The following is a 22,883-nucleotide window of genomic DNA, read 5'->3' as shown; positions in this document are numbered from 1 at the left end:
AAGTCCCCTTCAGCTCACGGCGCCTTGAGCAGATCGGGATCGGCGCGCTTCCCGAGGTGGTTGAACAGCAGGTTCAGGCCGAACACGACGATCGCGGTCACCGTGATCGGGCTGCCGCAGATCGTCTGCAGCCACGCCGGGAAGTGCTTGAAGAAGATCGAGTTCCCGAGATGGTCGAGCGCGAACGCGGGCAACAGCCCGACGCCGAGCGCCACGGCGACGACGAACGTGTTGTGGTTACCGGAGAATTCGACCTTCTTCAGGTTCTGCACGCCGACCGCCGCCACCATCGCGAACATCACGACCGCGACCGCGCCGATCACCGGCTCCGGGATTGCCGCGACGAACGCCCCGACCTTCGGGATCAGGCCCATCACCACCAGCAGCCCGCCGGTGACCGCCGCGACCCAGCGGCTGCGCACCCCGGTCATCTGCACCAGGCCGACGTTCTGCGCGAAGACGGTGTCGGGGAAGGAGTTCATGAACCCGCCGAGCACCGCGGACAGGCCGTCGGTGGCCAGGCCGCGGGCGAGGTCGGCGTCGCTGGGACGTCGTCCGGTGATCTCGCCGACGGCCACCATGTCGGCGGTGGACTCGGTGAGCGTCACCAGCATCACCACGCACATCGACAGCACCGCGGCGACCGGGAACGTCGGCGCGCCGAAGTGGAATGGCGTCGCGAGGCCGAACCAGCTCGCACTCGCGATGCCGTCGAAGTGCGTCAGGCCCATCGGGATCGCCACGACGAACCCGAGCGCGAGCGCCATCAGCGGGCCGATCTGGTTCGCGAACCCGCGCAGTACGCGGGTGAACAGCACGACGACGGCGATCACCCCGAGCGCGAGCAGGATGTTCGACGGCTTCGCGTAATCCGGCGACTCCGTGTCGTGGCCCGCGATCATCCCGGCGCCGGGGCCGACCAGCGAAACGCCGATCACCAGCAGCAGCGTGCCGGACACCAGCGGTGGGAAGAAACGGATCATCTTGGCGAACGGCCGCGCGATGAGGATCCCGAACACCCCGGACGCGAGCATCGCGCCGTACACCGCGGTGAGCCCGTACTGCGCGGCGATCATGATCATCGGGTTGACCACGCTGAACGTCGCGCCCGCCACCACCGGCAGCCGGATGCCGAGGATGCGCCCGATCCCGATCGCCTGCACCAGCGTCGCGATCCCCGCGACCAGCAGATCGGCGTTGACCAGCAGCGCGATCGTCGCGGTGTCGAGCTTCAGCGCGCCGCCGACGATCAGCGGCACGGCGACCGAACCGGCGTACATGATCGACATGTGCTGCAGCCCGAGCAGCGTCAGCCGCCCAGCAGGGAGTCCTCGATCGACCGGATGGGTCGCGGATTTCGTCATGGTCGTCCCTTCAGACACGCGCGAGTCCACAGCAAACGCGGCGGAGATGACGCTAGCAATGCGCTTATGTGTCATCAGTGTTGTTACGGGCGACCGAAGGTCCCGCTTGGACGGTCCGCCGGGGCACGCGCCGATACGCTTGAATACCCACATGCGGCACAACGCGAGCCAACCCCCATCGGTGGTGGAGCGGGTGCTCGACGTGCTGGGCGCGTTCACCGCCGAGCGACCGGAGCTCACGCTGTCGGAACTGAGCCGCAGGGCCGGTCTCCCGTTGTCCACCACCCACCGGATCGCGGGCGAGCTCGTCCGGCGCGGCGCGCTCGCCCGCGACGAGGACGGCCGGTTCCGCGTCGGACTGTGGCTGTGGGAGGTCGCTTCGCTCGCCCCGCACGACGCCGAACTGCGCGAGAGCGCCATGCCGTTCCTCGAGGACCTGTACGAGGCGACGCACCAGAACGTGCAGCTCGCGGTGCTCGACGTCCCGGAGGTCGTCTACGTCGAGCGCATCTCCGGCCGTGGCGCGGTCGGCGTCCGGTCCCGGCCCGGCGGGCGGCTTCCGGTACACGCCACCGGGGTCGGCCTGGTGTTGCTCGCGCACGCCCCCGCCGAGGTCCAGGAGGAGGTACTCGTGGCGCCGCTCAAGCGGTACACCGTGAACACGATCGCTTCCGCGGACCGCCTGCGGCGTGCGCTCGCCGACGTCCGGCGTGACGGCTACGCGATCAGCGACCGGCAGATCGACCTGGACGCCGTCTCGGTGGCCGCGCCCGTGTACGGGCAGGACGACACGGTGGCGGCGTCGATCTCGGTGGTCGTCCCGGCCGAGGGCACCGATCCGCGCACGCTCGTGCCGGCGGTGGTGGCCGCCGCGCGCGGGATCTCCCGGGTTCTCGGTGCGCCGCGGGCGCTGCGGGTGTCAGGGGACGCCCGGCGCGAGACACACTGAAGGCTTCCACTCAGTGGAAGTGCGGCTGCGTCGTGCCTACGGCCTGTCGCAAGCTGAGGGCGTTCCCGCGTGCCTCGACGGCTCCAGCCCGATGTGCTCAGATGGGTTCTGGTGCGGCTGAGCAGACGGGAGAAATGATGGGTTCGGAGCAGTCCACGGTCGTCGTGGCCGGGGCGGGGCAGAGCGGTTTCCAAGCCGCGGCTTCCTTGCGGGACAAGGGTTTTCCCGGTCGCGTGGTACTTGTCGGCGACGAGTCCGGCGTGCCGTACCAGCGGCCGCCGTTGTCGAAGGCCTACCTGACCGGCGTCGCCGGGCCGGAGCAGTTGCGGCTGCGACCGGAGGACTTCTTCGCGGAGAAGGACATCGAGCTGGTGTGCGGCCGCGTCGCCGAGGTGGACCGCGTCGGTTCCCGCGTCGTCCTCGACGACGGAAGCTCGCTCGGCTACGACCACCTGGTCCTGGCCACCGGGGCGCGGAACCGCAGGCTGCCCGTGCCGGGTGCGGACCTCGCGGGTGTGCTGACGCTGCGCACGCGCGACGACGCCGACCGGCTGCGTGACGAACTCGCGCGGGCGGAGAACGTCGTCGTGATCGGCGGCGGGTTCATCGGTCTCGAATTCGCCGCGCACGCGGGGCGTCCGGTGACGATCGTCGAGGCACAGGATCGCTTGCTCGCCCGGGTCGCCTCGCCCGAGATCTCCGCGTATTTCGCCGAACTGCACCAAAAGTCGGGGCACACCGTGCTGCTGGGAACCGGTGTCGCGGCGCTGCACGGCACGGAACGCGTCGAGTCGGTCGAGCTGACCGACGGCAGGCGGTTGCCCGCCGACCTCGCGGTGGTCGCCGTCGGCGTGCTGCCGGAGACGTCGCTCGCCGAAGCGGCCGGACTCGAGGTGGCCAACGGGATCGTCGTCGACGCGCGGCTGCGCACCGCCGACGAGAAGATCTTCGCCATCGGCGACTGCGCGAATTTCCCTTGTGTGCAGGCGGGAACGGCGGCGACGCGGCTCGAATCCGTGCAGAACGCCGTCGATCAGGGCCGTTGTGTCGCGGCGGTGATCGCGGGGGAGGAACTGCCCTACGACAGCCTGCCGTGGTTCTGGACGGACCAGTCGGGTGCGAAGCTCCAGATCGCGGGCATCCTCGCCGACGCCGACAAGACCGTGCTCACCGGCGACCGGGCGGCGGGGAAGTTCTCCGTACTGTCCTTTCGCGACGGTGTGCTGATCGCCGTCGAATCGGTGAACCAGCCGCCCGTCCACATCGCCGCGCGGAGGTTGTTCACCGCGCGGCCGCGTCCGTCCTATGCGGACTTGGAAGCGAGCGGCTTCGATCTCAAGGCTCATGTGAAGTCGCTGTCCGCGGCTTGAGAAGTACCAGGAGGTAACGTCTTTGCGCACCCAGGTCGCCGTCATCGGTGCCGGCCCCGCCGGACTGCTGTTGTCCTATCTGCTCCATCTGGAGGGGATCGACGCCGTCGTGCTGGAGGCTCGCGACCGCGAGTACGTCCGGCAGCGCGTGCGTGCCGGGGTGTGTGAACAGCCGACCGTCGAGCTGCTCCGCGAAATCGGGCTCGGCGCTCGGCTGGACGTCGAAGGATTGCCGCACGAGGGTTTCTCGCTGCGCTTCGACCGTGCCGACCATCGGATCGCGCTGACCGAGCTGACCGGGAAGGCGATCACCGTCTACGGGCAGCAGGAGATCGTCAAGGATCTCGTCGACGCGCACGAGGCACGCGGCCTTCCCGTCGAGTTCGAAGTGTCCGATGTGGAATTGTCCGGTGTGGACACGGACAGCCCGGTGGTGCGTTATCGGGATGCCTCCGGTGTCGCGCGCACGCTCGAATGCGATGTCATCGCGGGCTGCGACGGGTTTCACGGCGTCAGCCGTCCGTCCATTCCGGACGGTGTACTGACGACGTTCACGCGGGATTACCCCTTTGCCTGGTTGGGTGTTCTCGCGCAGACCCCGCCCTCGGACGAGGAACTGATCTACGCCCACCACGAGCGGGGTTTCGCGCTGCACAGCATGCGCTCGCCCGAGATCACCCGGCTGTACCTCCAGGTCGATCCGGCCGAGGAGCTGGCCGAGTGGTCCGACGACCGGATCTGGTCCGAGCTGACGACGCGGCTCGAAGTAGACAGCGACTTCGTGCTGCGGGAAGGCCCGATCCTGGACAAGGGCATCACCCCGATGCGGAGCTTCGTCGCCGAACCGATGCGGCACGGGCGGCTGTTCCTCGCGGGCGACGCCGCGCACATCGTCCCGCCGACCGGGGCCAAGGGGATGAACCTCGCGGTCGCCGACGTACGGGTGCTTTCCCGTGCGCTCAAAGCGTTCCTGAAGGGCGACCCGGAGCTGGCGGAGTCCTATTCGGACACTTGCCTGCGGCGGGTGTGGCGCGCGGAGCACTTCTCCTGGTTCATGACGACCATGCTGCACACCGACCCGCACGCCGACGGTTTCGCGCGGCGCCTGCAGCTCTCGCAGCTGCGGTACGCCGCGTCTTCGCGCGCCGCGGCGACCAGTCTGGCCGAGAACTACGTCGGCCTGCCCTTCGCTTGATCGTCAACTCTTAGTTGACGCCGAGGTTGCGTCAACCTACAGTTGACGACATGACGTTACCCAATCCGATCAAACTCGACGACCTGATCAGCGCGATCAAGAGCACCAACGACAAGGATGTCCTCGCCCAGCTGTCCGACGCGGTCTACGTGGGTGAACACCTCGGCGAAGTGGCCGACCACCTGATCGGCCACTTCGTCGACCAGGCCCGGCGGGCCGGGGCCTCGTGGACCGACATCGGCAAGAGCATGGGCGTCACGAAGCAGGCCGCGCAGAAGCGGTTCGTGCCGAAGGACGACTCCGGCGGTGGCAAGATCCAGAACGTCTTCGGCCGCTACACCGACCGCGCGCGGCACGTGATCGTGGCCGCCGAGAAGGCTGCCAGCGACGCGTCGAACGGCAGCATCGAGACCGTGCACCTGGTGCTCGGCTTGCTCTCGGAACCCGCGGCGCTGGCGGCGGGCGCGATCCTGGCGCAGGGCGTCAAGCTCGAAGCCGTCCGCGAGGCGGCCGAAGCACGGCTGCCCGAACCGGTCGATCCGGTGCCGTTCAAGGTGCCGTTCGGCGCCGGGTCCAAGAAGGCGCTCGAGCTGACGCTGCGCGAGGGGCTGCGGCTCGGCCACAACTACATCGGGACCGAGCACATCCTCCTGGCCCTGCTGGAACAGGGCGAGGGCGCCGGGTTCGAGGTTCTCGACGGCCTCGGCATCCGGAAGGACGCGGCCGAGGCGAAAATCCTGGAAGCCATCGCGGAAATCCTCGCCACCCGCACCGAATGAGCCCGGCCCGCCATGCGCTGGGGCGGAGCCCGGGTCTGGTGGTGGGTGGTGCTGGTCGCGGCGGCCCTGGTGACGCTGCTCGCCTGAACACCGAGGGACGCCCTGGGTGCGTTCGATGCACCAAGGGCGTCCCTCGCTGCGCTGGATGCACCGAGGGCGTCCCTCGGATCTATCCACAACCGCCACTGTTGTCCACAGATCGGGAGCTGCCGGTGGCGCCGCCCCGGCTTCGAGACCCACGATTGCGTGATGAAACGCGGGTTGTGGGGAGTCGACCCCGAGCTACTCGTCGACAACAGCAAACACGGCGTCATAAGAGCGGAAAGGCTGGTGGAACTGGGCGTTCCGCGATACACCGCATATCGGCGTTGCCGGCCCGATGGTCCATGGCAGCGCCTCCTTCCCGGAGTGCTCTCGCTGTACAAGACAACACCGAGCCGGGAACAAATGCTTGCTGCGGCGGAGCTCTACGCGGGGTCGGAAGCAGTGGTGACCGGCTCCGAGGCCTGTCGTGCTCACAGACTGCGCTCGATCCCCGGCAGCGGGCCCGTGCATGTGCTCACGCCACATGGCTGCAAGGTTCAGAGCAGCGGGTTCGTGCTCATCGAACGCACTCGTCGTATGCCACGGCCGATCAAGCGCGCGGGCACGCCTGTCGCACCCGCCGCCCGTGCGGTTCTCGATACCGTACGGCGGATGTCCGACCTGCGTCCGGCTCGTGCATTGCTTTCGGAGTGCGTTCAACGGGGTTTTGCTTCGGTCTCGGCGCTTTCCTGTGAGCTCGAGGCGGGAAGCAGCCGGGGAAGCGCGATCCCACGGAGGATTATCGCGGAGTTGATGGCGGGCACGGAGTCGGTTGCGGAGATCGACGCCGAGCAGTTGTGGCAGCGGAGCGAACTGCCGGCTCCACTGTGGAATCACCGGCTGCTGGACAGGAATGGTGTGATCATCGCCAAGCCGGATGCCTGGTTCGATGAGGTGGGCTTGGCATGGGAGATCGATTCACTCGCGTATCACCTAGATCCGGAGGGATACGCCAGGACTTTGGCTCGGAACGGTCGCTATGCCGCCGCGGGAGTCATCGTGCTCCAGACTCTGCCGGCGCGGTTGCGCACGGATACCGATGCTGTGCTCGCCGAACTGCGAGCGGCTTATCGTGCTGCCGCCGCTCGTCCACGTCCGAACGTCAGGGTGCTCGCCTGAACACCGAGGGACGCCCTGGGTGCGTTCGATGCACCAAGGGCGTCCCTCGCTGCGCTGGATGCACCGAGGGCGTCCCTCGGATCAGCTCACGAGCGCGCGGCTCACGCGAGGGATTCGGGGCGGCCTTCGGCGGCCCATGCGGTGTGGAAGGAGCCTTCGCGGTCCACCCGGCGGTAGGTGTGCGCGCCGAAGAAGTCCCGTTGTCCCTGGACCAGCGCGGCAGGGAGCCGGTCCGCGCGCAGGCCGTCGTAGTAGGCCAGCGCGGTCGAGAAGCCCGGGGTCGGGATGCCCAGTGACACCGCGGTCGAGATCACCGAGCGCCACGAGTCCTGCGCGTCCTCGACGGCCTTGCGGAAGCCGCCCGAGGTCAGGAGTGTCGGCAACGCGGGTTCGGCGGCGTAGGCGGAGGTGATGTCGTTCAGGAACTTCGCCCGGATGATGCAGCCGCCGCGCCAGATCGACGCGACCCGGCCGAGGTCGATGTTCCAGCCGTATTCGGTCGCCCCGGCCTGGATCTGGTTGAAGCCCTGCGCGTACGCCACGACCTTCGACGCGTACAGCGCCTGCTCGACGTCGTCCGCGAAACGGTCCAAAGCGGCCCCCGACAGCGGAGACCGCGAAGGACCACCGAGACCGCGGGCGGCCGCGCGCAGACCAGTCGAACCCGACAGCGAGCGCGCGAACACCGCTTCGGCGATGCCGGAGATCGGGACGCCGAGGTCGAGTCCGATTTGGACGGTCCAGCGACCGGTGCCCTTCTGCTCCGCGGCGTCCGCGACGACGTCGACGAACGGCTTGCCGGAGGCGGCGTCGACGTGCGCCAGCACCTCGGCGGTGATCTCGATCAGGTAGGAGTCCAGCCGTCCGGTGTTCCAGGTCCGGAACACCGAGGCGATTTCGGCGGGGGAGTAGCCGCCCGCGCCGCGCAGCAGGTCGAACGACTCGGCGATGAGCTGCATGTCGGCGTACTCGATGCCGTTGTGCACCATCTTCACGAAGTGCCCGGCGCCGTCGGCCCCGACGTGCGTGCAGCACGGCTCGCCGTCGACCTTCGCCGAGATGTCCTCGAACAGCGGCCCGAGCGACGCGTACGACTCCGCCGACCCGCCGGGCATGATGCTCGGCCCGTGCAGCGCGCCTTCTTCACCGCCGGAGACGCCGGTGCCGACGAAGTGCAGCCCGCGCTCGCGCAGCGACGCCTCGCGGCGCCGGGTGTCGGCGAAGTGCGCGTTGCCCGCGTCGACGATGACGTCGCCCGGCTCCAGCAACGGCGCGAACTCCTCGATCACCGCGTCGGTCGGGGCGCCTGCCTTGACCATGATCACGACCTGACGCGGCCGCTCCAGCGCGTCGACGAACTCCTGCGCGGAGTAGGCCGGGATGAAGTCGCCCTCGTCGCCGAACTGGTCCACCAGCGCACGGGTCCGCTCCTCGGACCGGTTGTGCAGGGCGACCGTGTGCCCGTGCCGGGCGAGGTTCCGTGCCAGGTTCCGGCCCATGACCGCCAGCCCGGTGACCCCGATGCTCGCTTTCTTACTCATTCGCACAACCCTTTCGAGAACGCTGGTCTCTCTCGATTCAGACACTAGCCGCGCTCAGGAGAAGCAGCGGATGGGTGCCCCGCCGTTGAAGACGATCATGTCGGTGAGCGCGGCGGCCAGGTCGATCGGCGCGCCTAGGACAGCCCCGCCGTCCAACTCGGCGTACGCGCGATGCAGGTTCCCGACCAGCCGTTCCTGCTCGGACAACGCGGCGAACTCGCCGAGGTCGGTGTCCTTCACCACCTCGAGCGGCGCGAGCCCGGCGGACTTGCCCCGCTCGGCGGTCTCCTGGACGAACCGGAGGTACCTCGCCACCGCCTCGACCTCCTCCAGTCCGCACACCGGGCCGTGCCCGGGGAGGATCACCCGCGGCTCCAGCTCGCGCAGGATGTCCAGCGCGGCCAGCCAGCCCGCGACCGAGCCCATCACCGCGAACGGGCTGCCGCCGTTGAACACCAGGTCCCCGCAGTAGAGGACCCGCTGCGCGGGCAGCCACACGAGCACGTCGTTGGTGGTGTGCGCGGCGTGCCCGGGATGGATGAGCCGCATCTCGACGTCGCCGGCGTACACGGTCAGCCGGTCGTCGAAGACGACGTCGGGCACGCGCAGCTCCAGGTGCCCCCAGTCGCTGCCGGTGAAGACGGCGTCATAGGTCTGGATGCCGGTGGCGAGCAACTCCTCGCGGGTTTTGCGGTGCCCGACGATGGTGGCGCCGTCCGCGAGGTAGTTGCCGTTCGTGTGATCGCCGTGGTGGTGGGTGTTGATCAGCGTGGCCGCCGGCCTGGACGTCGTGGCCTCGACGGCGGCGAGCAGCGCACGGGTCCGCCGCTCGGTCGCGCAGGTGTCGATCAGCACGGTGTGGTCGCCGCCGTCGACGAACCCGCAGTTGTTGATGTACCAGGACCCGTCCGGCTGGACGTAGCCGTAGACACCCTCGGCGAGTTGGCGGACGGACGCGGCGGAGGGGGAACGATCGGTCACGGGCCCACTATGCCGCACCAAGCGGCCCGGGAGTTGTCCGATAAGTCCCGATATGCGCTGGTCCAGGCGAGTGACACCGAGGGTGACTGGCGTTCCGGATCGTTTCCTGAGACGCTGCGCGGTGTCATCATCGAACTTCGCAAGGTGAAGCAGTAACCTGGGTGGTTCGAAGTTCGCGTAAGGGTGGCGGCGTTCGCCGTCACCCTGGTTCTACGTCCGGGAGAGCAAGGCGATGGCCAGCACCGTCACCTCGCGCCGGAAGCAGCTCGGCAACGAGCTCCGGCATGCCCGTAACGCGGCGCGGATGACGCAACAGCAGGTCGCCGAGGTTCTCGGCTGCACCCAGGGCAAGGTCAACAAGATCGAGTCCGGTGCGGTCGGGGTGAAGCTCGGAGATGTGCGGTCGATGCTGAACGCGTTCGGGATCAACGGCGAAGAGGCCGACACGCTGATGAACCTGGCCCGCGCCGCGGCCGGGCAGCGCGGGCACTGGTCCGGCTACCGCTCGGTGGTGCCGCACTGGTTCCGCACGTTCACCGATCTGGAGCCCGCGGCGGCGGAGATCCTGACCTGGCACGGCGAGCGGATTCCCGGGCCACTGCAGTCCGAGCATTACATGCTCAAGCAGTTCACCGAGTTCGGTGCCACGGACGTGACGTCGCTGGTGCGCAACCGGCTCGACCGCAAGGCGGTGTTCGAGCAGCAGCAGCCACCGTATTACCGGTTCATCATCAGCGAGGGCGCGCTGCGCCGAGCACCGGGCGGCCACGCGCCCGCGGTGATGCTGGACCAGGTCGAGTACCTGCTCGGCATGGAGCGGCACGCGCGGGTGTACATCCACGTCCTGCCCTTCGGCGCGAAGCTGGCGTCGGTGCCGAACGACTTCACGATCATGCGGTTCCCGGACCGCACGCGTGACTTCGTCTACATCGAACACTCCGCCGGCGGGCTGTACCTGGACGATGTCAAGGACTTCAACATCTTCGTCGACGCCTGGGACAGGCTGCGCGGCGCCGCGCTGGAGCGGCAGGAGACCCGCCAGTTCCTCAAGGAGCTCGCCGAGGTCTATCGCAGGCAGATGCAGGCCTGACCACCAGCGGAAGGTGAAAGCGTTTCTTATAGGGTGGCGGCCTGCGCTGTCTTCGCCTGCCGAAGGGAATCCCGGGCATGACACAGATCCCTGAGCCCGACGCCCCCGAGGGTGTCGACCTCGAACGTCCCAACGCCGCCCGCATCTACGACTGGTTCCTCGGCGGCACCGCGAACTGGGCCATCGACCGCGAGTTCGGCGAGCGGGCCGTGCAGACGTTCCCGATGATCAAGACGGTGGCGAGGACGAATCGCGAATTCCTCGGGCGGGGTGTGCGGTACCTGGCGCGCAACGGCATCGAGCAGTTCCTGGACCTGGGGTCCGGCGTGCCGACGGTCGGCAACGTGCACCAGGTCGCGGCGTCGGTGAACCCGAACGCGCGCTGCGTGTACGTCGACATCGAGCCGGTCGCGGTCGCGCATTCGCAGATCCTGCTCGAACGCGAGGGCGTGGCTGCGCGGCACGCGGTCCTGCAGGGCGACCTGCGGAACCCGTCCGACATCTGGCGCCGCGCGCTGGACACCGGCGCGCTGGATCCGCAGCGGCCGATCGGGCTGATCATGGTCGGCGTCCTCTACTTCCTCGGTCCCGACGAACCGGCGCGGCAGATCGTGCAGCAGTACCTTTCGCTGCTGCCGTCGGGCTCCTACTTCCTGTCCTCGCACCTGACCGGCGACGGCGTGCCGACCGGGGACGGCGAGAGCCGCGACCGCATCCGTGAGCAGTACAAGGAGTCCAGCACGCCGTTCCACCTGCGCAGCCGCGCGGAGTTCTCGGAGTTCTTCGAAGGTCTGGACCTTGTCGAGCCGGGTATCGCCTGGTTGCCGGAGTGGCATTTGGACGAGGCCGAATCGAAGGCCACCAAGCGGCTCGTCCCTGACCCCGCCTTCTCCGGCTCGATCGGGGGTCTCGGCCGCAAACCCTGAGCCGCAAACCCTGAGCCGCGAACTTTGAGCCGCGAGCCCTGGCGCGGAACCTGAGCCAGGACAGCAAGGAGCCCCGGGTCCGCAGGTACCCGGGGCTCCCTTGTGTGGTGGGGCGGTCAGACGTGGGAGCCGAGGTGGTGCGGCAGCAGGTGGCTCAGGTCGATCTGTGTCTCGAGCGGGCGCGTGGTGCGGATCGGATCGTGGCGCGGTGCGCGCGGCTCCGGGAGGTCCAGCTCGGTGCTCAGGGTCGGCTGCTTGCGCAGCGGCGCCTGGATCAGGCTGAAACCGAAACGGTTGCGGAGTTCGTGGGCGATCGCTCGACGTCCGGTGTGCGTGTGTTCCTGCTCACGGCGGAACAGCGAAGTGAGCCGGACAGCCATTGGGATCACACCCCCAGTTCTGGTCGTGGGTACCGGTTCGGCCCGGTTCCCTGCAAGCCGAGGCAGCCTTCGCAGGGCATCCCCATGCCCGGCCGGACCCACTCGACATCGGCGCGGGGAAGCGCTCCCCCGCAGCGTCCGGTGATCAGCGCACCGGTGTCCGTAACAGCGTCAGCAGGGAAAACATGCACTACGCGGCGGGATTCGCCCACGGTCCCCCGTGCGAGCCTGCCCACAACCAGCGCACCCGGTGGCGCGCTGTCCTGGATGATCACGCTGATCCTCCCCCATGAGGTCGGCGGTGGCTGGGTCGCGGTCGGCGGGCTTGTCGCTCATTGCCATCGAGCTACGAGTTGCTGGCAACTTACGAACAACCGTTGCCCCGGCCGCTGCGATTAATCCTACAACTGGAATAATCTTCATGTCGAGGTCAAGATGAGTTGATCACCCGCTTGGCCGCGCGGACTAGTCCATAGAGCTGAAGAAATACCCGGGGACATGCGGCTTTGATCGAAGTGACGACCGCACCCCTACCGAAGCCCGGAGGTACGACCCATGGCGGATTATCCGTCGGTAGCGGATTACGATCCGAACACGGCCGTGTCCCTGTTTGACGAGTCCGCCTGGGAGAAGTCGTTCGCCAGCGAACCCAACGGCGGCAACTGTGTCGAGGTCAACCTGAGCCGGGAGGGCCTGGTGGGAGTGCGGGACACCAAGCTCCAGGGCAGCCCCGTCTTCGTGTTCGACGCGGGGGAGTGGGAGGCCTTCGTCGTCGCGGTGAAGGCCGGGCAGTTCGACCTTCCCGCCGCCTAGCTTTCCCTCCACCGCGTCCTGGTCTGCACCAATCGGGTGACGTTGCTCACTCCTGCCCGAATTTGCCCGGTGGATTGCCCTTATAACCCGTGAAGGCCGTCTCGGAAGTTCCGAGACGGCCTTCACGAACACTCGCGATCACGCGATGGCGGGCAGGCCACCACCGCGGAGCCGGGCGCGGGTACGGCGCCAGGCGACGACGACCAGCGCGGCGAGCACGAGCAGCGGAATGGTGCTGATCGCCCAGCTGACGCCCATCGGCGGCCCGGGTTGTTCGAGGACGTGCACCGCGGGCAGTTCGCCGCTGCCCGCCCCGGCGGGCCCGGTGATCGTGAACTTGAACTTCCAGTCGCCCTGCGCCTGCAGCGAGCGGATGTCCAGGCCCCACACGTCGAGCTTGCGCGGATGCCGGGCCATCGGCTGCGGCCTGCTGTACCTGCCGAGTTCCGGGTTGAACAGCGACAGCGTGCCGGACTTGTCGGCGATGCCGCCGTCCGGGATGAAGGTGAAGTCCAGCGACTGCATCGCGCGCAGCGGCCAGGTGCTGAACCCGACCGTCATCCCGTACGGACCCGCCTGCACGCGTTCGGTGTGCACGATGTTCACCGGTTCGTACGCATTCGCGGGCGCCGCCGACAGGAACAGCAGACCGGCCACGGCGCACAACGCCAGCAAAGTCCTACGCATGTGCGTCCTCCCCCTTCCGCGCGGGCGCCAGCAGCCGCAGCATCCCGCCGAACCGCCACCCGGCGAACCCGCCGAGCAGTCCCAGCACCCCACCCGCGACGCCGGTCGCCAGCACGACCACGGCCGCCGGGTGGTATTTCGGGTAGATCCAGGCGTTCTGGACCACCAGCGACACCCCGAGCAGCAGCCCGCCGACGCCGCCCGCGATGACCGAGACCCGGCCGGCGTGCCAGCCGCGTTTCGTGCCGAACAGGAACAGCACCTCGAGCACGGCGGCGATCGGCAGCAGCGCCATCGGCATCAGCGACGGCATCTCCGGGATACCGCTCACGTAGTCCCGCACCGGGAGGCCGACCATGTCCGCGTACGCGCGGGCCGCCCACGGCGAGAACCACCAGAACACCGCCTGCAGCACCACGAGCCCGGCTGCGGTCGCGACCGCGGCGCCGGGGCGGCGCAGGAAACCGGCCGCGGTCGTGACGAACAGGATCGAAAGCAACGCCGTCGCGGCACGGATCACGTCCACCGGGTCGAGGTCGACCTGCTGCAGCCCGAGCACGGTCACCGCGCTGAAGGCCAGCAGCACCGACAGCGAGCCGAGCGTCCCGACGACGCCCCAGCGATGCTCGTGGGCCGAGGCGAACACCATCGTGGTGCCGATGATCGAGATCGTGATCGACAGCAACAGCCCGATGTGCGGCGGCGAGTCGATGACCGCGTCGAACCCGTACAGCCCGTGCCACCACTGGTCCCACAGTCCGTACAACAGGAACGACGCCGCCCCCGCGCCGGAAACGAGGTAGCCGATCGGCGCGGCGAACGTCCGGCCGAACACGTTGATCGCGCGGCCGCCGATACGCGGGTCGACCGGCCGCCCGGCCCGGCGCGCCGCGGTCGTCATCAGGACGACGGCGAGGCTCGCCAGCCCGACGATCGCGCTGCCCGCGTACAGGAACAGGTGCGGCAGCGTGAAGAACGTGTCGGGCCCGACGTCGCTGTGCCACTGGATGTCCCAGGTGAGCCCGATCAGCGAGACCACCGAACCCCCGAGCACCGTGCTCGCCGGCGCGAGCCCGGTGCGTGCCCGTTTTGCCGTCGTGACCACGCGGGCCCCCGACGCGGTGAGATCCATCCCCCGACCTCCTTCTTTCTTTACTTGACGAGCAAGGGAAAGACGACGTTCGCGGGACCGGCGGGCCCGCGCAGTGACACGGTGAGCTCCCACTGGCCCGCCATCGGCAGGCCGACGTCGGCGCGATAGCGACCCGGCCCGTCGGCCGCGGCGGGCACCGGCGTGAGTGCGTGCCCCATCTGCGGCATCACCGGCTCGACGGTCACGGCGTCCGCGCCCGGTCCGGTGACTTCGAGCGTGAAGCCGTTGCCGCCGATCCGAGGCTGCTCGCCGGTGAGCCGCACCGTGTACGGACCCGACGTCGTCTGCGCGGACACCGGCGTGGACGAACTCCCGCTCCAGAACAGCCACGCGAGCACGCCCGCGACGATCAGCGCGACGACCACGATCAGCACGACCGGACGTCGGCGGGCAGGCGCCGCCGGGGTGGTGGTCGCGTCGGTGCCGGTCACCGTCGGCCTCCTTCCGCGCCCGGCGCCGCGGCCGGGACGTCGATCGTGACGGGCACGGTGACCACCGAGAACCCGCGTTCGGCTTGCAGCCACAGCCGATACCGGCCGGGCGCGGCGAAGGTGTAGGTGAACGGGACGTCCGGGCCGTAGGCGGCGACGGTCTCGTCCGGCTTCCCGGTCATCCCGGCCACGAACGGCGGCATCGCGTGCACGTGAGCCCAGGTCGGCGCGGTCGCGGCGGCCGCGCCGACGTTGCCGGGGCCCGGCAACGGGCCGACGACGATCAGGTGGCCGAGCATGCCCAGCCACGGCTGGAGGTCGGCGGTGCCGAACCTCGCGGTGATCGTGACCGGAACCCCCGGCGTCACCGCGGTGGCGGTGACCTCGACCGGCGTCCCGTCGACGACGCGCTTACCCGGCCCGTCCGGAAGCTTCGCGGGTTCGGAACTTTCACCGGCAGCGACGTCCACTGTGGACCGAACGAGCTGGACGCCGCCGCCGCGCCTCGCGAGTTCGGCGGAGACGGCGTAGGTGCCCGACTCCGGCGGGGTGAAACGGACCCGGTAGTCGCCGGGCGCCACGCGGACCGGGTGCAGATGCCACAGTCGTCCGGACGGCGAGATCACGACGAGATGGACGAGCGCGTCGTCGTGCACGAGCAGGTCGTCGGCCGGACGGCCGGTCGACCCGTCGGTGAACGCGAGCCGCAGTTCCGTGGGGTGTCCCGATTTCGCGTCGTCGGTGTGTACGGCGAAGTTCACCGGCGGCCGTGAGTAATCCATTATGGACAGTTGAGCGTTGGCGTAGGGATCGCTGACGTTGTCGAGCGTCGGGTCGAGCTGCGTGCCGGGCGCCGGCGGGGGTGGCGTGCCCGACGAGAGCAGTGCTCCGGTCACCGCGACGGCCAGCGCGGCGACCATCCCGCCCGCCGGGACGAGCGCGTAGCCGGTGCGCCGCGACCGGATCGCCACGACCAGTGCGAGCACGAGGAACACTCCGGCGGCGACGAACCCGCCGTATGCCGCCTTTTCCCACGGCGGGACGACCCTGGCGGCGACGATGAACGGGATCGTCGCGGTCTGGCCGGTGCCGTCGCCGATCGCGAGTTCCCACGGGCCAGGCTGTTCGACGCGCAACTCGCCGCCGTACAAACCGGGCGTTGCACCGAGCTGGACGTCGGTCTCCGAGCGCACCGCACCGGCCGCCGACGCCCGCAGGTGCAGCGACCCCGGGGCGCTGCCCGCGTGCGTGACGATGTCGACGCGCAGCGGCCCCGGCGTGATGTCGACGCGGCGGATGATGACGGTCAGGTCGCGACTGCCCAGCGTCTGCGCCACCTGGACGTCGTTGCCGACGGGCGCGCCGTCGGCGTACGCGACGCCGCCACCGAGCGCGAACCCCAGTGCGCACAGCAAGAGCAGCAGCGCCGCGCGCCGCCGGTGTGGTTTCGTCCCCATTGCCGGATCAGTCAACCGGTCCGCGCGGGGGAAGGCGTCACGGAGCCGGGGGAATTCCCATCCCCAGTGCGGGGGACCCCGTCCCTGACCGAGGACGGGGGATACGCCTTAGCCCATCAGGAACTCGCGCAGCCGTGCCACGACTTCTCCGGGTTGTTCCTCGGGGAGGAAGTGCCCGCACTCCGGGATCGCCGAGCCGGTGGCGGCCGGCGCGTATTCGCGCCAGATGTCGAGCACCGGCAGCTTGCCGGTCAGCCCGTTGGCGCCCCACAGCGCGAGCAAGGGCATGGCGAGCCGGTTGCCCGCGGCGAAATCGGCGTCGTCGTCGGTGGCGTCGGCGGGGAAGGACGCGCGGTAGTCGTCGAAGCCCGCGCGCAACGCGCCAGGCGCGGAGAACGCGCGGACGTATTCCTCGACGTCCTCGGGGCGCAGGCCTTGTCGCTGGTACGTCCAGCGCTCGAAGAAGTATCCCAGATAGGCCGCGATGTTCTGCCCGGCGAGGAGTTCAGGGAGGTCGGGCTGGAGGTGGAACAGCCAGTGCCAGTAGCCGGCGCCGAGCTCGCTGTCGAGCCGCCGCCACATCTCGCGGGTCGGGATGATGTCCAGCACCGCGAGCCGTTCGACCTGATCGGGCCGGTCCAGCGCCCAGCGGTGGGCGACGCGCCCGCCCCGGTCATGGCCGGCGACGGCGACCCGGTCGAAGCCCAGATGCGTTGCCAACGCGGCGATGTCGGCCGCCATCGTGCGCTTGTCGTAGCCGTCACGCGGTTTGTCGGTGCGCCCGTAGCCCCGGAGGTCCGGCGCGATGACGGTGTGCGTCTCGGCGAGCGGGCCGATGACGCGGTGCCAGCAGTGCGAGGTCTGCGGCCAGCCGTGCAGCAGGAACAGCGGCGGCCCTTCGCCCGCGCGCAGGTAGTGCGTCCGGAGTCCGTTGACCGTCGCCATGGCCGAGTGCTTCTCTAACCCGTTCATGGGGTTAGAGAATAGAGCGCTTCCTAACCCGCGACAAGGGTTAGGATGAGGCGATGCGCAGTCCGGACACCGAATGGGTCTTCGACGGCGGCAGGCCCTGCCTGGACCTGGTCAACACACTCCGCTCGCGGCATCTCGGCGGCGTCGAGCTGTTGACCGGCCCGGACGCGCTCGCCGAGTGGCTCGAACTCGCGGGGTTCACCGTCGGCGCGGCGTCGGTGACCAGTGGGCATCTGATCGCCGCGCGGGCGCTGCGGGAAGCGGTCGACAAGCTGCTGCTGGCGGTGGCCGAGAGCAAAGCGCCACGCCCCGCCGACGTCCAGCTGATCAACGAGGCCGCCGCGGCCGCGCCGCCGCTGCCACCGCGGCTGCGGGTCGAACGGGGTGGCGAGGTGCGCCGGGAGGTCCCGCCGCCGCCTGATCCGGTCGCGTCCGCGTTCGCGGTGCTGGCCGTCGACGCGATCGAGCTGGCGGCGGGGGAGGCGGCCGTGCGGATCTGTGCTGCCGACGACTGCGGCCTGCGGTTCTGTGACGCGTCCCCGCGCCGGACCCGGCAATGGTGTTCGATGGCTCGCTGCGGCAATCGCGCGAAGGCCAGGGCGCACTACGCGCGTACGAAGAACCGGTAGGCGCGGGGATGGGCGCGCAGCCAGACGTTGAGCCGCCCGACCGCACGCATATGCGCCGAGCGCAGCGAGACAGGAACCAGTGCGCCGAAAATCCTTACGGCGGCGGCGAAACGCTCGAACCGGCGCTGGTCGCGATCCGTCCATTGTAGACCCAGTCGCTTGCGGAACGCCGGGGGCAGTGTGGCGCGGATGAGGAAGAGCTGCGCTCGGTGTTGCCCGCGGCGGAGGGGAATCCACCACGAGTCCGGTAGCCATCCCACCGGTTTCCGCACCGTGCGGATGGTTTCCAGCAGGGTCTCGATGGTGCCGTTGCCCTCGAATCCGGCGACCATTTCGTCGTAGTATCGCTCGAATGCTGCCCAGTCTGGCGGCAGATCCTGCTCCCGCACTCCGAGCAGCCTGCCGACGTCGCACATCTGCGCGTAGTATTCGTCCAATTCGGACGAAGACAGTGGACGGCCGAAAAACCGTTGCGCATCAACGGGAACTTTGACCAATGTGGCGTGCACCCAGGCGTAGGCATGCGGATTCAACGCGCTGTAACGGCGTCCGTCGTCGATCCCGGTGAACGTCCGGTGCAGGTCTCGCAGCCGGTTCGCCTCGAACCGCGCGCCCTTTTCGCCGCCGTAGACGTAGATCGACAGTGACGCACCGGTGCGCATCAGCCGCGTCCAAGGATCTTCGGTGTAGTTCGAGTGGTCCCGCACGCCCGCCGCGACCACCGGATGCGCGACCTGCAACAGCAATACCTGTCCGGCCAGCAGAACGTCCCGGAAATCGCCGAAGTAGCGCCACGCCGCCGTGCCCTTGCGTATCGGGACCGCCATTTCAGTCCTGGGCTCCGCGCAGCAGCATCATCAGCGGTTCGGCGGCGGGCACCGCGCTCGCACCGGTCGCGAGACGGCGCAACTGCAACCCGGCGATCAGCGCGACGACGGGACCCGCCAGGCGCTCGGCGTCAGGAACATGCAGCGCTCGCAGGATAGTCACGGCCAGTTCGTCGTACGCGGCGAAGCACCGCTCCGACGCCTCGCGCAGATCGGGGTCTCGTGCCGCTTGCAACCACAGCTCGTGGGGCGCCAGTTCCTGAGTGCCGAACGGCAGCTCCGCGATGACGTGCTCGACGACGACCGCCGCCTGCTCGACGCTCAGCCCCGCCTCGCGGTAGCCCTCGACGAGCCCGGCCAGCTTCGCCGTCTCCTCCTCGGCGAACAGCAGCATCGCCTCGCGCAGGAGTTCGGTCTGGCTGGGAAAGTGATAGGTGAGCGTGCCGAGCGAGACACCGGCGGCGGCGACGATCCGGCGGTTGGTGAGGCCGCCGACGCCGCGTTCGCCGACCACCGTGAGCGTGGCGCGGAGGATGGCCTCCCGGGTGCTCACCAAGCCGTCGCGGGCTGCCGGTCGGGCCACCGTTCGACCTCTTCCAGTTGCGCGGCAAGGGAAATCAGCCGCTCTTCGGCATGCGACGGGCCGAGCAGCTGGGCACCGATGGGCAACCCGTCTCCCGTGAGTCCGGCCGGGACGTTGATTCCCGGCCAGCCCAGGATATTCCACGGCCACGCGTACGGGCAGGCCGCGGTGATCGCCTGGTCGGTCTGCCAGCTGGTGAGCCCGTCGAAGCTGCCGATCGCCGGCGGCGGGGTCGCGGTCGTCGGCGTCAGCAGGATGTCGACCCTGCCGAACACCGAGCCGATCTTCCGGTGCAGCAACGGTTCCGCGCCGCGCGCGAGACGCAGCGCCAGCCCGCCGAGCAGGGTTCCCTGCCGCGCGTTGTCGCGGGTACGCGGGTCGAGCAGGGCACGGTCGGGGACGCGAGTGGTCCAGTCGCGCACACCGGCGAGTGAGCGAGGCAGGAAGCTCAGCCCGATCAGCCGGTAGTCCGGCTCGATCTCGACGATCTCGTGGCCCAGGCCCGCCAGGGTCTCGGCGAGCCGCCGGGTCGCCGCGTTCACCACCGGGTCGAGCCGGGTTTTCGTTGCGGTGAAAGGAATCCGGGTGGACAGTCCGATGCGGAGGGTGCCCGGCGCGCGGTGTGCCGCCGCCTGGAACTTCTCCCGCGTCCCCGCCGCGACGTCGAGCAGGAGCGCGGCGTCGGCGACCGTCCTGGCCAGCGGGCCGAGCACGGTGAGGCCGTGGAACAGTTCGCCGTCGGTCGGGATGCGGCCGCGCTGGGGCTTGATCCCGACCAGCCCGGTCCACGCCGCCGGGATCCGGATCGACCCGGCGCCGTCCGAACCCAGCGCGGCGGGGACGACACCGGCGGCGACCGCGGCAGCCGAGCCGCCGGACGAACCTCCCGGCGTGTGCCCGGTGTGCCACGGGTTGCGGGTGGCGCCGAAGGCCGGCCCCTCGGTGAACGGCCACTGGCCCAGCTCGGGGGTGTTCGTCTTGCCGATGATCACCGCGCCCGCGTTCCGGAGCCGGGTGACGGCGGGGGAGTCCGCGGTGGCAACGGGGAACTCGCCGGGACAGCCGAACGCCGTAGGCAGACCGGTGATGTCGATGTCGTCCTTGATCGCGATCGGCACGCCGAGCAGCGGGGCGCGTTCGCCGTCGGCGAGCTTGCGATCGGCGTCCGCGGCTTCGCGCAGGGCTTCGTCTTCACGGAGGTGGCGGAACGCGTTGAGGACGGGCTGGCTCGCCTTCGCGTGATCGAGGGCCGCGGCGGTGAGTTCGGCGGAGCTGACCGCGCCCTCGGCGAGGCGGCGCGCCTGATCGGCGAGCCCGGCGAACGTGAGGCCGGTCTGCGGGGTTGCGGTCATGGCTGCTCCCGTCTCGTTCGTTCGAACGAACAATACCACCGTTCACGTGGTGTTCGCCCACGCGACGTCCGGGGTCGAGCGCCCCAAGGAGGTTTGTCAGTAGTGGTCGCGTGCGATGGCTGGTGCGGGTTTCGCGCTGGTCAACAGGGTCGTGAATGGTCCATTGGGGACGTTCAACGTCGCCAAGGTCCCCTTCGCGACACCCCAGCACCGGGCCCCATGTCCCGAACGCGTCGTTCGGGACGTTCACCGTCCCCAACGGAGCTTTCGCGACACCGACACCACCGCGCCAGCCCGCCCCGTCAGCCACCAACGTCACTCGACCGCCCCGGGGAACGGACCCCAGCGAAGCCGCACCCCATCCCTTACCGAGAAAGACCTCAGTGGGGCGCATGGCGGCGTCGCTACCGTGAACGCGGTGGATACCGAGACCGTGGAGGCACGATGACGTACGACCTGGCTGGCTTCCCCGGCGCGGCGCTCAACGCCGTACCCCGTGTCGAGCTTGGTGGCCTGCCCACCCCGCTGTTGCCCGCGCCGCGCCTCGGCGAAGCGCTCGGCCTGCCGAATCTGCTGCTCAAACGGGACGACGTGCATCCGCTGGGCGTCGGCGGTAACAAGCTCTGCAAGCTGGAGTTCCACCTCGGCGCCGCGCTCGCCGCGGGCGCGGACACGGTCGTCACGTTCGGCGCGTTGCAGACCAACCACGGTCGTCAGACCGCCGCCGCCTGCGCGAAGCTCGGGCTGCGCTGCGAACTCGTCCTCACGGCGAAGGTCCCGCGCTCGGGCGAGGCCTACGAGCGCTCCGGGAACCTCTCGCTCGATCGGCTCTTCGGCGCCCGGGTACACGTCTGCGCCGACGGCGAGGAGACCGGCCGCGTCTACGACCGGCTGATCGCCGAAGCCGCCGCCGAGGGCCGCACGGTCGCGACGGTCCCGGTCGGCGGTTCCGACGCGCTCGGCACCCTCGGCTACGTCGCGGCGACGCGTGAGCTGGCCGTCCAGCTCGCCGATCTCGGGATCGAGCGAGCCCGCGTCGTCGCGCCGCACGCGAGTGGCGCCACCTCGGCCGGGATCACGCTGGGCAGCGCGCTGCTGGGCGGCCTCGGCGTCGACATCGCGTGCGTCAGCCATCCGCTCGACGAAGCCACCGAGAACCTGGCGCAGCTGGTCGCCGAGGGCGCCGCGCTGCTGGACGTCGCCCCGCCCGCGCTCGATCACGTGCGGATGAGCGACAGCACGATCGGCCCCGGCTACGGCGTCCCGACCGACGAGACCTGGGCGGCGCTACGGCTTTTCGGCCGGACCGAGGGCGTCGTGCTGGACCCGGTCTACACCGGCAAGGTGGGTGCCGCGCTCGTCGAATGGGCTGCGCAGGGCAGGTTCGCCCCCGCCGAGCACGTCGTGTTCGTGCACACCGGCGGCCTGCCCGGCCTGTACGGCTACGCGCCCGAATTCGCCGCCGCGGTCGAGACCGGTGACAGCCTCGCTCACCTCGGCGATGCGCGCGACGCGCAGTAGGCCGCACAGCAGGAAGACGTCGGCGACGAGCAACAGCTTCTGCGTGATCCCGATCGGCAGGCTGGTGGCCAGCACGTGGAACACCCCGTGGTAGGCCTCGTCCAGGCGCACGAGGACGAAGCTGAGCCCGAACAGGCCGAACGCGGCGGCGGTCAGCCGCAGCCGCCGGACGACCAGCGCGCGCTCCGGCCGTCCGCGCAGCGTGTCCAGCATCGAGAAGGCCGCGCCCGGCAGGCTGAGGAACGCGATCAGGCACGAGTACAGGTGGATCTCGCCGCTGACCGGGTCCGGGGCCGCCGGATAGCTCGCCGGGAAGGCCGCGGCCGTGGCCAGGCCCAGCGCCCAGAGCACCAGCAGCAGCCGCGCCGTCCGGGACAGCTGGACCCCGGCGCCGTGCAGTGCTCCGAGCACCGCCAGCGATCCGATGGCCATCGACAGCATGCTCGCCGCGAGCATGCCGGTGCCGCGGTCGGTGAAGGCGTAGCTGGACAGTGTGTCGTAGACGGGGTCGTGCGAGCTGATCACGTGCAGCACCGTGATCGTGAACAGGCTCCAGCCGATCCCCGCGATAGCGACGAGGGGGGGCCGCGCCGGGCCCGGGCGGCGGGGGGCGCATAAAAAAATACAACCCACCCAACAAGCTAACGAGGCGCGGGAGGGGGGGGGGGGGGGTGAGTGTG

Annotated in this window: 22 protein-coding genes and 1 pseudogene; 10 read left to right on the top strand and 13 right to left on the bottom strand. The window is 69.7% G+C overall.

Translation table 11 applies throughout. From position 1 onward, the window contains the following. Window positions 1-14: 14 nt before the first annotated feature. Window positions 15-1,364, bottom strand: a complete 1,350-nt coding sequence (locus ACFWX1_RS15120; protein ID WP_378387569.1) for a nucleobase:cation symporter-2 family protein — start codon at window positions 1,362-1,364, stop codon at window positions 15-17. Window positions 1,365-1,515: 151 nt separating this feature from the next. Here ACFWX1_RS15120 and ACFWX1_RS15115 point away from each other — a divergent pair, with 151 nt between their 5' ends. The 5 genes from ACFWX1_RS15115 to ACFWX1_RS15095 all read left to right on the top strand — a co-directional run bounded on the left by ACFWX1_RS15115 (window position 1,516) and on the right by ACFWX1_RS15095 (window position 6,860). Continuing rightward, the gene (locus tag ACFWX1_RS15115; protein ID WP_378387567.1) at window positions 1,516-2,313 is read left to right on the top strand and encodes an IclR family transcriptional regulator; all 798 of its coding nucleotides are present in this window, start codon (window positions 1,516-1,518) and stop codon (window positions 2,311-2,313) included. A gap of 137 nt (window positions 2,314-2,450) precedes the next feature. Next, window positions 2,451-3,683, top strand: a complete 1,233-nt coding sequence (locus ACFWX1_RS15110; protein WP_378387735.1) for an NAD(P)/FAD-dependent oxidoreductase — start codon at window positions 2,451-2,453, stop codon at window positions 3,681-3,683. A 22-nt stretch (window positions 3,684-3,705) separates the two neighbouring features. Continuing rightward, window positions 3,706-4,878: a 4-hydroxybenzoate 3-monooxygenase gene (locus tag ACFWX1_RS15105; RefSeq protein ID WP_378387565.1), complete on the top strand. Its 1,173-nt coding sequence runs from the start codon at window positions 3,706-3,708 to the stop codon at window positions 4,876-4,878. A 50-nt stretch (window positions 4,879-4,928) separates the two neighbouring features. Beyond that, window positions 4,929-5,657 carry a Clp protease N-terminal domain-containing protein gene (locus ACFWX1_RS15100; protein WP_378387563.1) on the top strand — a complete coding sequence of 243 codons (729 nt, stop codon included), beginning with the start codon at window positions 4,929-4,931 and terminating at the stop codon, window positions 5,655-5,657. Between the two features lie 249 nt (window positions 5,658-5,906). Continuing rightward, on the top strand, window positions 5,907-6,860 hold the full coding sequence (locus ACFWX1_RS15095) for a hypothetical protein (RefSeq protein ID WP_378387561.1): 954 nt from the start codon (window positions 5,907-5,909) through the stop codon (window positions 6,858-6,860). A 101-nt stretch (window positions 6,861-6,961) separates the two neighbouring features. Here the strand turns inward: ACFWX1_RS15095 and gndA are convergent, their stop codons facing one another. Together gndA and ACFWX1_RS15085 are read right to left on the bottom strand one after the other, a co-directional pair. Next, complete coding sequence (gndA, locus tag ACFWX1_RS15090) at window positions 6,962-8,401, bottom strand: NADP-dependent phosphogluconate dehydrogenase (RefSeq protein ID WP_378387559.1); 1,440 nt, start codon at window positions 8,399-8,401, stop codon at window positions 6,962-6,964. 54 nt (window positions 8,402-8,455) lie between these two features. Further along, window positions 8,456-9,382, bottom strand: coding sequence for an MBL fold metallo-hydrolase (locus tag ACFWX1_RS15085; protein WP_378387557.1), 927 nt, complete (start codon window positions 9,380-9,382; stop codon window positions 8,456-8,458). A 232-nt stretch (window positions 9,383-9,614) separates the two neighbouring features. Here ACFWX1_RS15085 and ACFWX1_RS15080 point away from each other — a divergent pair, with 232 nt between their 5' ends. Further along, window positions 9,615-10,472 (top strand): helix-turn-helix domain-containing protein, encoded by an 858-nt coding sequence (locus tag ACFWX1_RS15080; RefSeq protein ID WP_378329726.1) that lies wholly within the window; start codon window positions 9,615-9,617, stop codon window positions 10,470-10,472. A 77-nt stretch (window positions 10,473-10,549) separates the two neighbouring features. Beyond that, the gene (locus tag ACFWX1_RS15075) at window positions 10,550-11,398 is read left to right on the top strand and encodes an SAM-dependent methyltransferase (RefSeq protein WP_378387555.1); all 849 of its coding nucleotides are present in this window, start codon (window positions 10,550-10,552) and stop codon (window positions 11,396-11,398) included. A 116-nt stretch (window positions 11,399-11,514) separates the two neighbouring features. Here the strand turns inward: ACFWX1_RS15075 and ACFWX1_RS15070 are convergent, their stop codons facing one another. Beyond that, entirely contained in the window at window positions 11,515-11,778 is a 264-nt protein-coding gene (locus tag ACFWX1_RS15070) for a hypothetical protein (protein WP_378387553.1), read from the bottom strand. Between the two features lie 555 nt (window positions 11,779-12,333). On the opposite strand from ACFWX1_RS15070, the gene ACFWX1_RS15065 reads away from it, so the two are divergent. Beyond that, window positions 12,334-12,591: a DUF397 domain-containing protein gene (locus ACFWX1_RS15065; protein ID WP_378387552.1), complete on the top strand. Its 258-nt coding sequence runs from the start codon at window positions 12,334-12,336 to the stop codon at window positions 12,589-12,591. Window positions 12,592-12,729: 138 nt separating this feature from the next. Here the strand turns inward: ACFWX1_RS15065 and ACFWX1_RS15060 are convergent, their stop codons facing one another. The 5 genes from ACFWX1_RS15060 to ACFWX1_RS15040 form a co-directional block, all read right to left on the bottom strand. After that, entirely contained in the window at window positions 12,730-13,278 is a 549-nt protein-coding gene (locus ACFWX1_RS15060) for a hypothetical protein (RefSeq protein ID WP_378387550.1), read from the bottom strand. Further along, entirely contained in the window at window positions 13,271-14,410 is a 1,140-nt protein-coding gene (locus ACFWX1_RS15055; RefSeq protein ID WP_378387548.1) for a hypothetical protein, read from the bottom strand. Before ACFWX1_RS15055 ends, ACFWX1_RS15060 begins: the two co-directional genes overlap by 8 nt. A 20-nt stretch (window positions 14,411-14,430) precedes the next feature. Further along, window positions 14,431-14,862, bottom strand: a complete 432-nt coding sequence (locus ACFWX1_RS15050; protein WP_378387546.1) for a FixH family protein — start codon at window positions 14,860-14,862, stop codon at window positions 14,431-14,433. Further along, window positions 14,859-16,319: a hypothetical protein gene (locus ACFWX1_RS15045; protein WP_378387544.1), complete on the bottom strand. Its 1,461-nt coding sequence runs from the start codon at window positions 16,317-16,319 to the stop codon at window positions 14,859-14,861. The genes ACFWX1_RS15050 and ACFWX1_RS15045 overlap by 4 nt, the downstream gene beginning before the upstream one ends. Before the next feature lie 108 nt (window positions 16,320-16,427). Beyond that, complete coding sequence (locus ACFWX1_RS15040; RefSeq protein ID WP_378387542.1) at window positions 16,428-17,291, bottom strand: alpha/beta fold hydrolase; 864 nt, start codon at window positions 17,289-17,291, stop codon at window positions 16,428-16,430. A 53-nt stretch (window positions 17,292-17,344) separates the two neighbouring features. Here ACFWX1_RS15040 and ACFWX1_RS15035 point away from each other — a divergent pair, with 53 nt between their 5' ends. Further along, on the top strand, window positions 17,345-17,920 hold the full coding sequence (locus tag ACFWX1_RS15035) for a CGNR zinc finger domain-containing protein (RefSeq protein WP_378387540.1): 576 nt from the start codon (window positions 17,345-17,347) through the stop codon (window positions 17,918-17,920). Here ACFWX1_RS15035 and ACFWX1_RS15030 read toward each other — a convergent pair. Genes ACFWX1_RS15030 through ACFWX1_RS15020 form a run of 3 tightly spaced genes read right to left on the bottom strand, consistent with a single transcriptional unit; the run spans window position 17,896 to window position 20,682 of the window. Then, window positions 17,896-18,747: an oxygenase MpaB family protein gene (locus ACFWX1_RS15030; RefSeq protein ID WP_378387538.1), complete on the bottom strand. Its 852-nt coding sequence runs from the start codon at window positions 18,745-18,747 to the stop codon at window positions 17,896-17,898. The genes ACFWX1_RS15035 and ACFWX1_RS15030 overlap by 25 nt on opposite strands. Before the next feature lies 1 nt (window position 18,748). Further along, a complete protein-coding gene (locus ACFWX1_RS15025) occupies window positions 18,749-19,330 on the bottom strand; it encodes a TetR/AcrR family transcriptional regulator (protein ID WP_378387536.1) in 582 nt (193 codons plus the stop codon). After that, window positions 19,297-20,682: an amidase gene (locus tag ACFWX1_RS15020; protein ID WP_378387534.1), complete on the bottom strand. Its 1,386-nt coding sequence runs from the start codon at window positions 20,680-20,682 to the stop codon at window positions 19,297-19,299. The genes ACFWX1_RS15025 and ACFWX1_RS15020 overlap by 34 nt, the downstream gene beginning before the upstream one ends. A 444-nt stretch (window positions 20,683-21,126) precedes the next feature. On the opposite strand from ACFWX1_RS15020, the gene ACFWX1_RS15015 reads away from it, so the two are divergent. After that, window positions 21,127-22,203 (top strand): D-cysteine desulfhydrase family protein, encoded by a 1,077-nt coding sequence (locus ACFWX1_RS15015; protein ID WP_378387532.1) that lies wholly within the window; start codon window positions 21,127-21,129, stop codon window positions 22,201-22,203. 24 nt (window positions 22,204-22,227) lie between these two features. On the opposite strand, the pseudogene ACFWX1_RS15010 reads toward ACFWX1_RS15015, so the two are convergent. Next, a pseudogene (locus tag ACFWX1_RS15010) lies at window positions 22,228-22,836 on the bottom strand (DUF998 domain-containing protein); the annotation flags it as partial. Window positions 22,837-22,883: the final 47 nt, after the last annotated feature.

It is taken from the genome of Amycolatopsis sp. NPDC059021, from assembly GCF_042739895.1.
Lineage (GTDB): Bacteria > Actinomycetota > Actinomycetes > Mycobacteriales > Pseudonocardiaceae > Amycolatopsis.
Note: the sequence above shows the minus strand (reverse complement) of the source record. Positions and strands in the feature narration are given on the sequence as shown.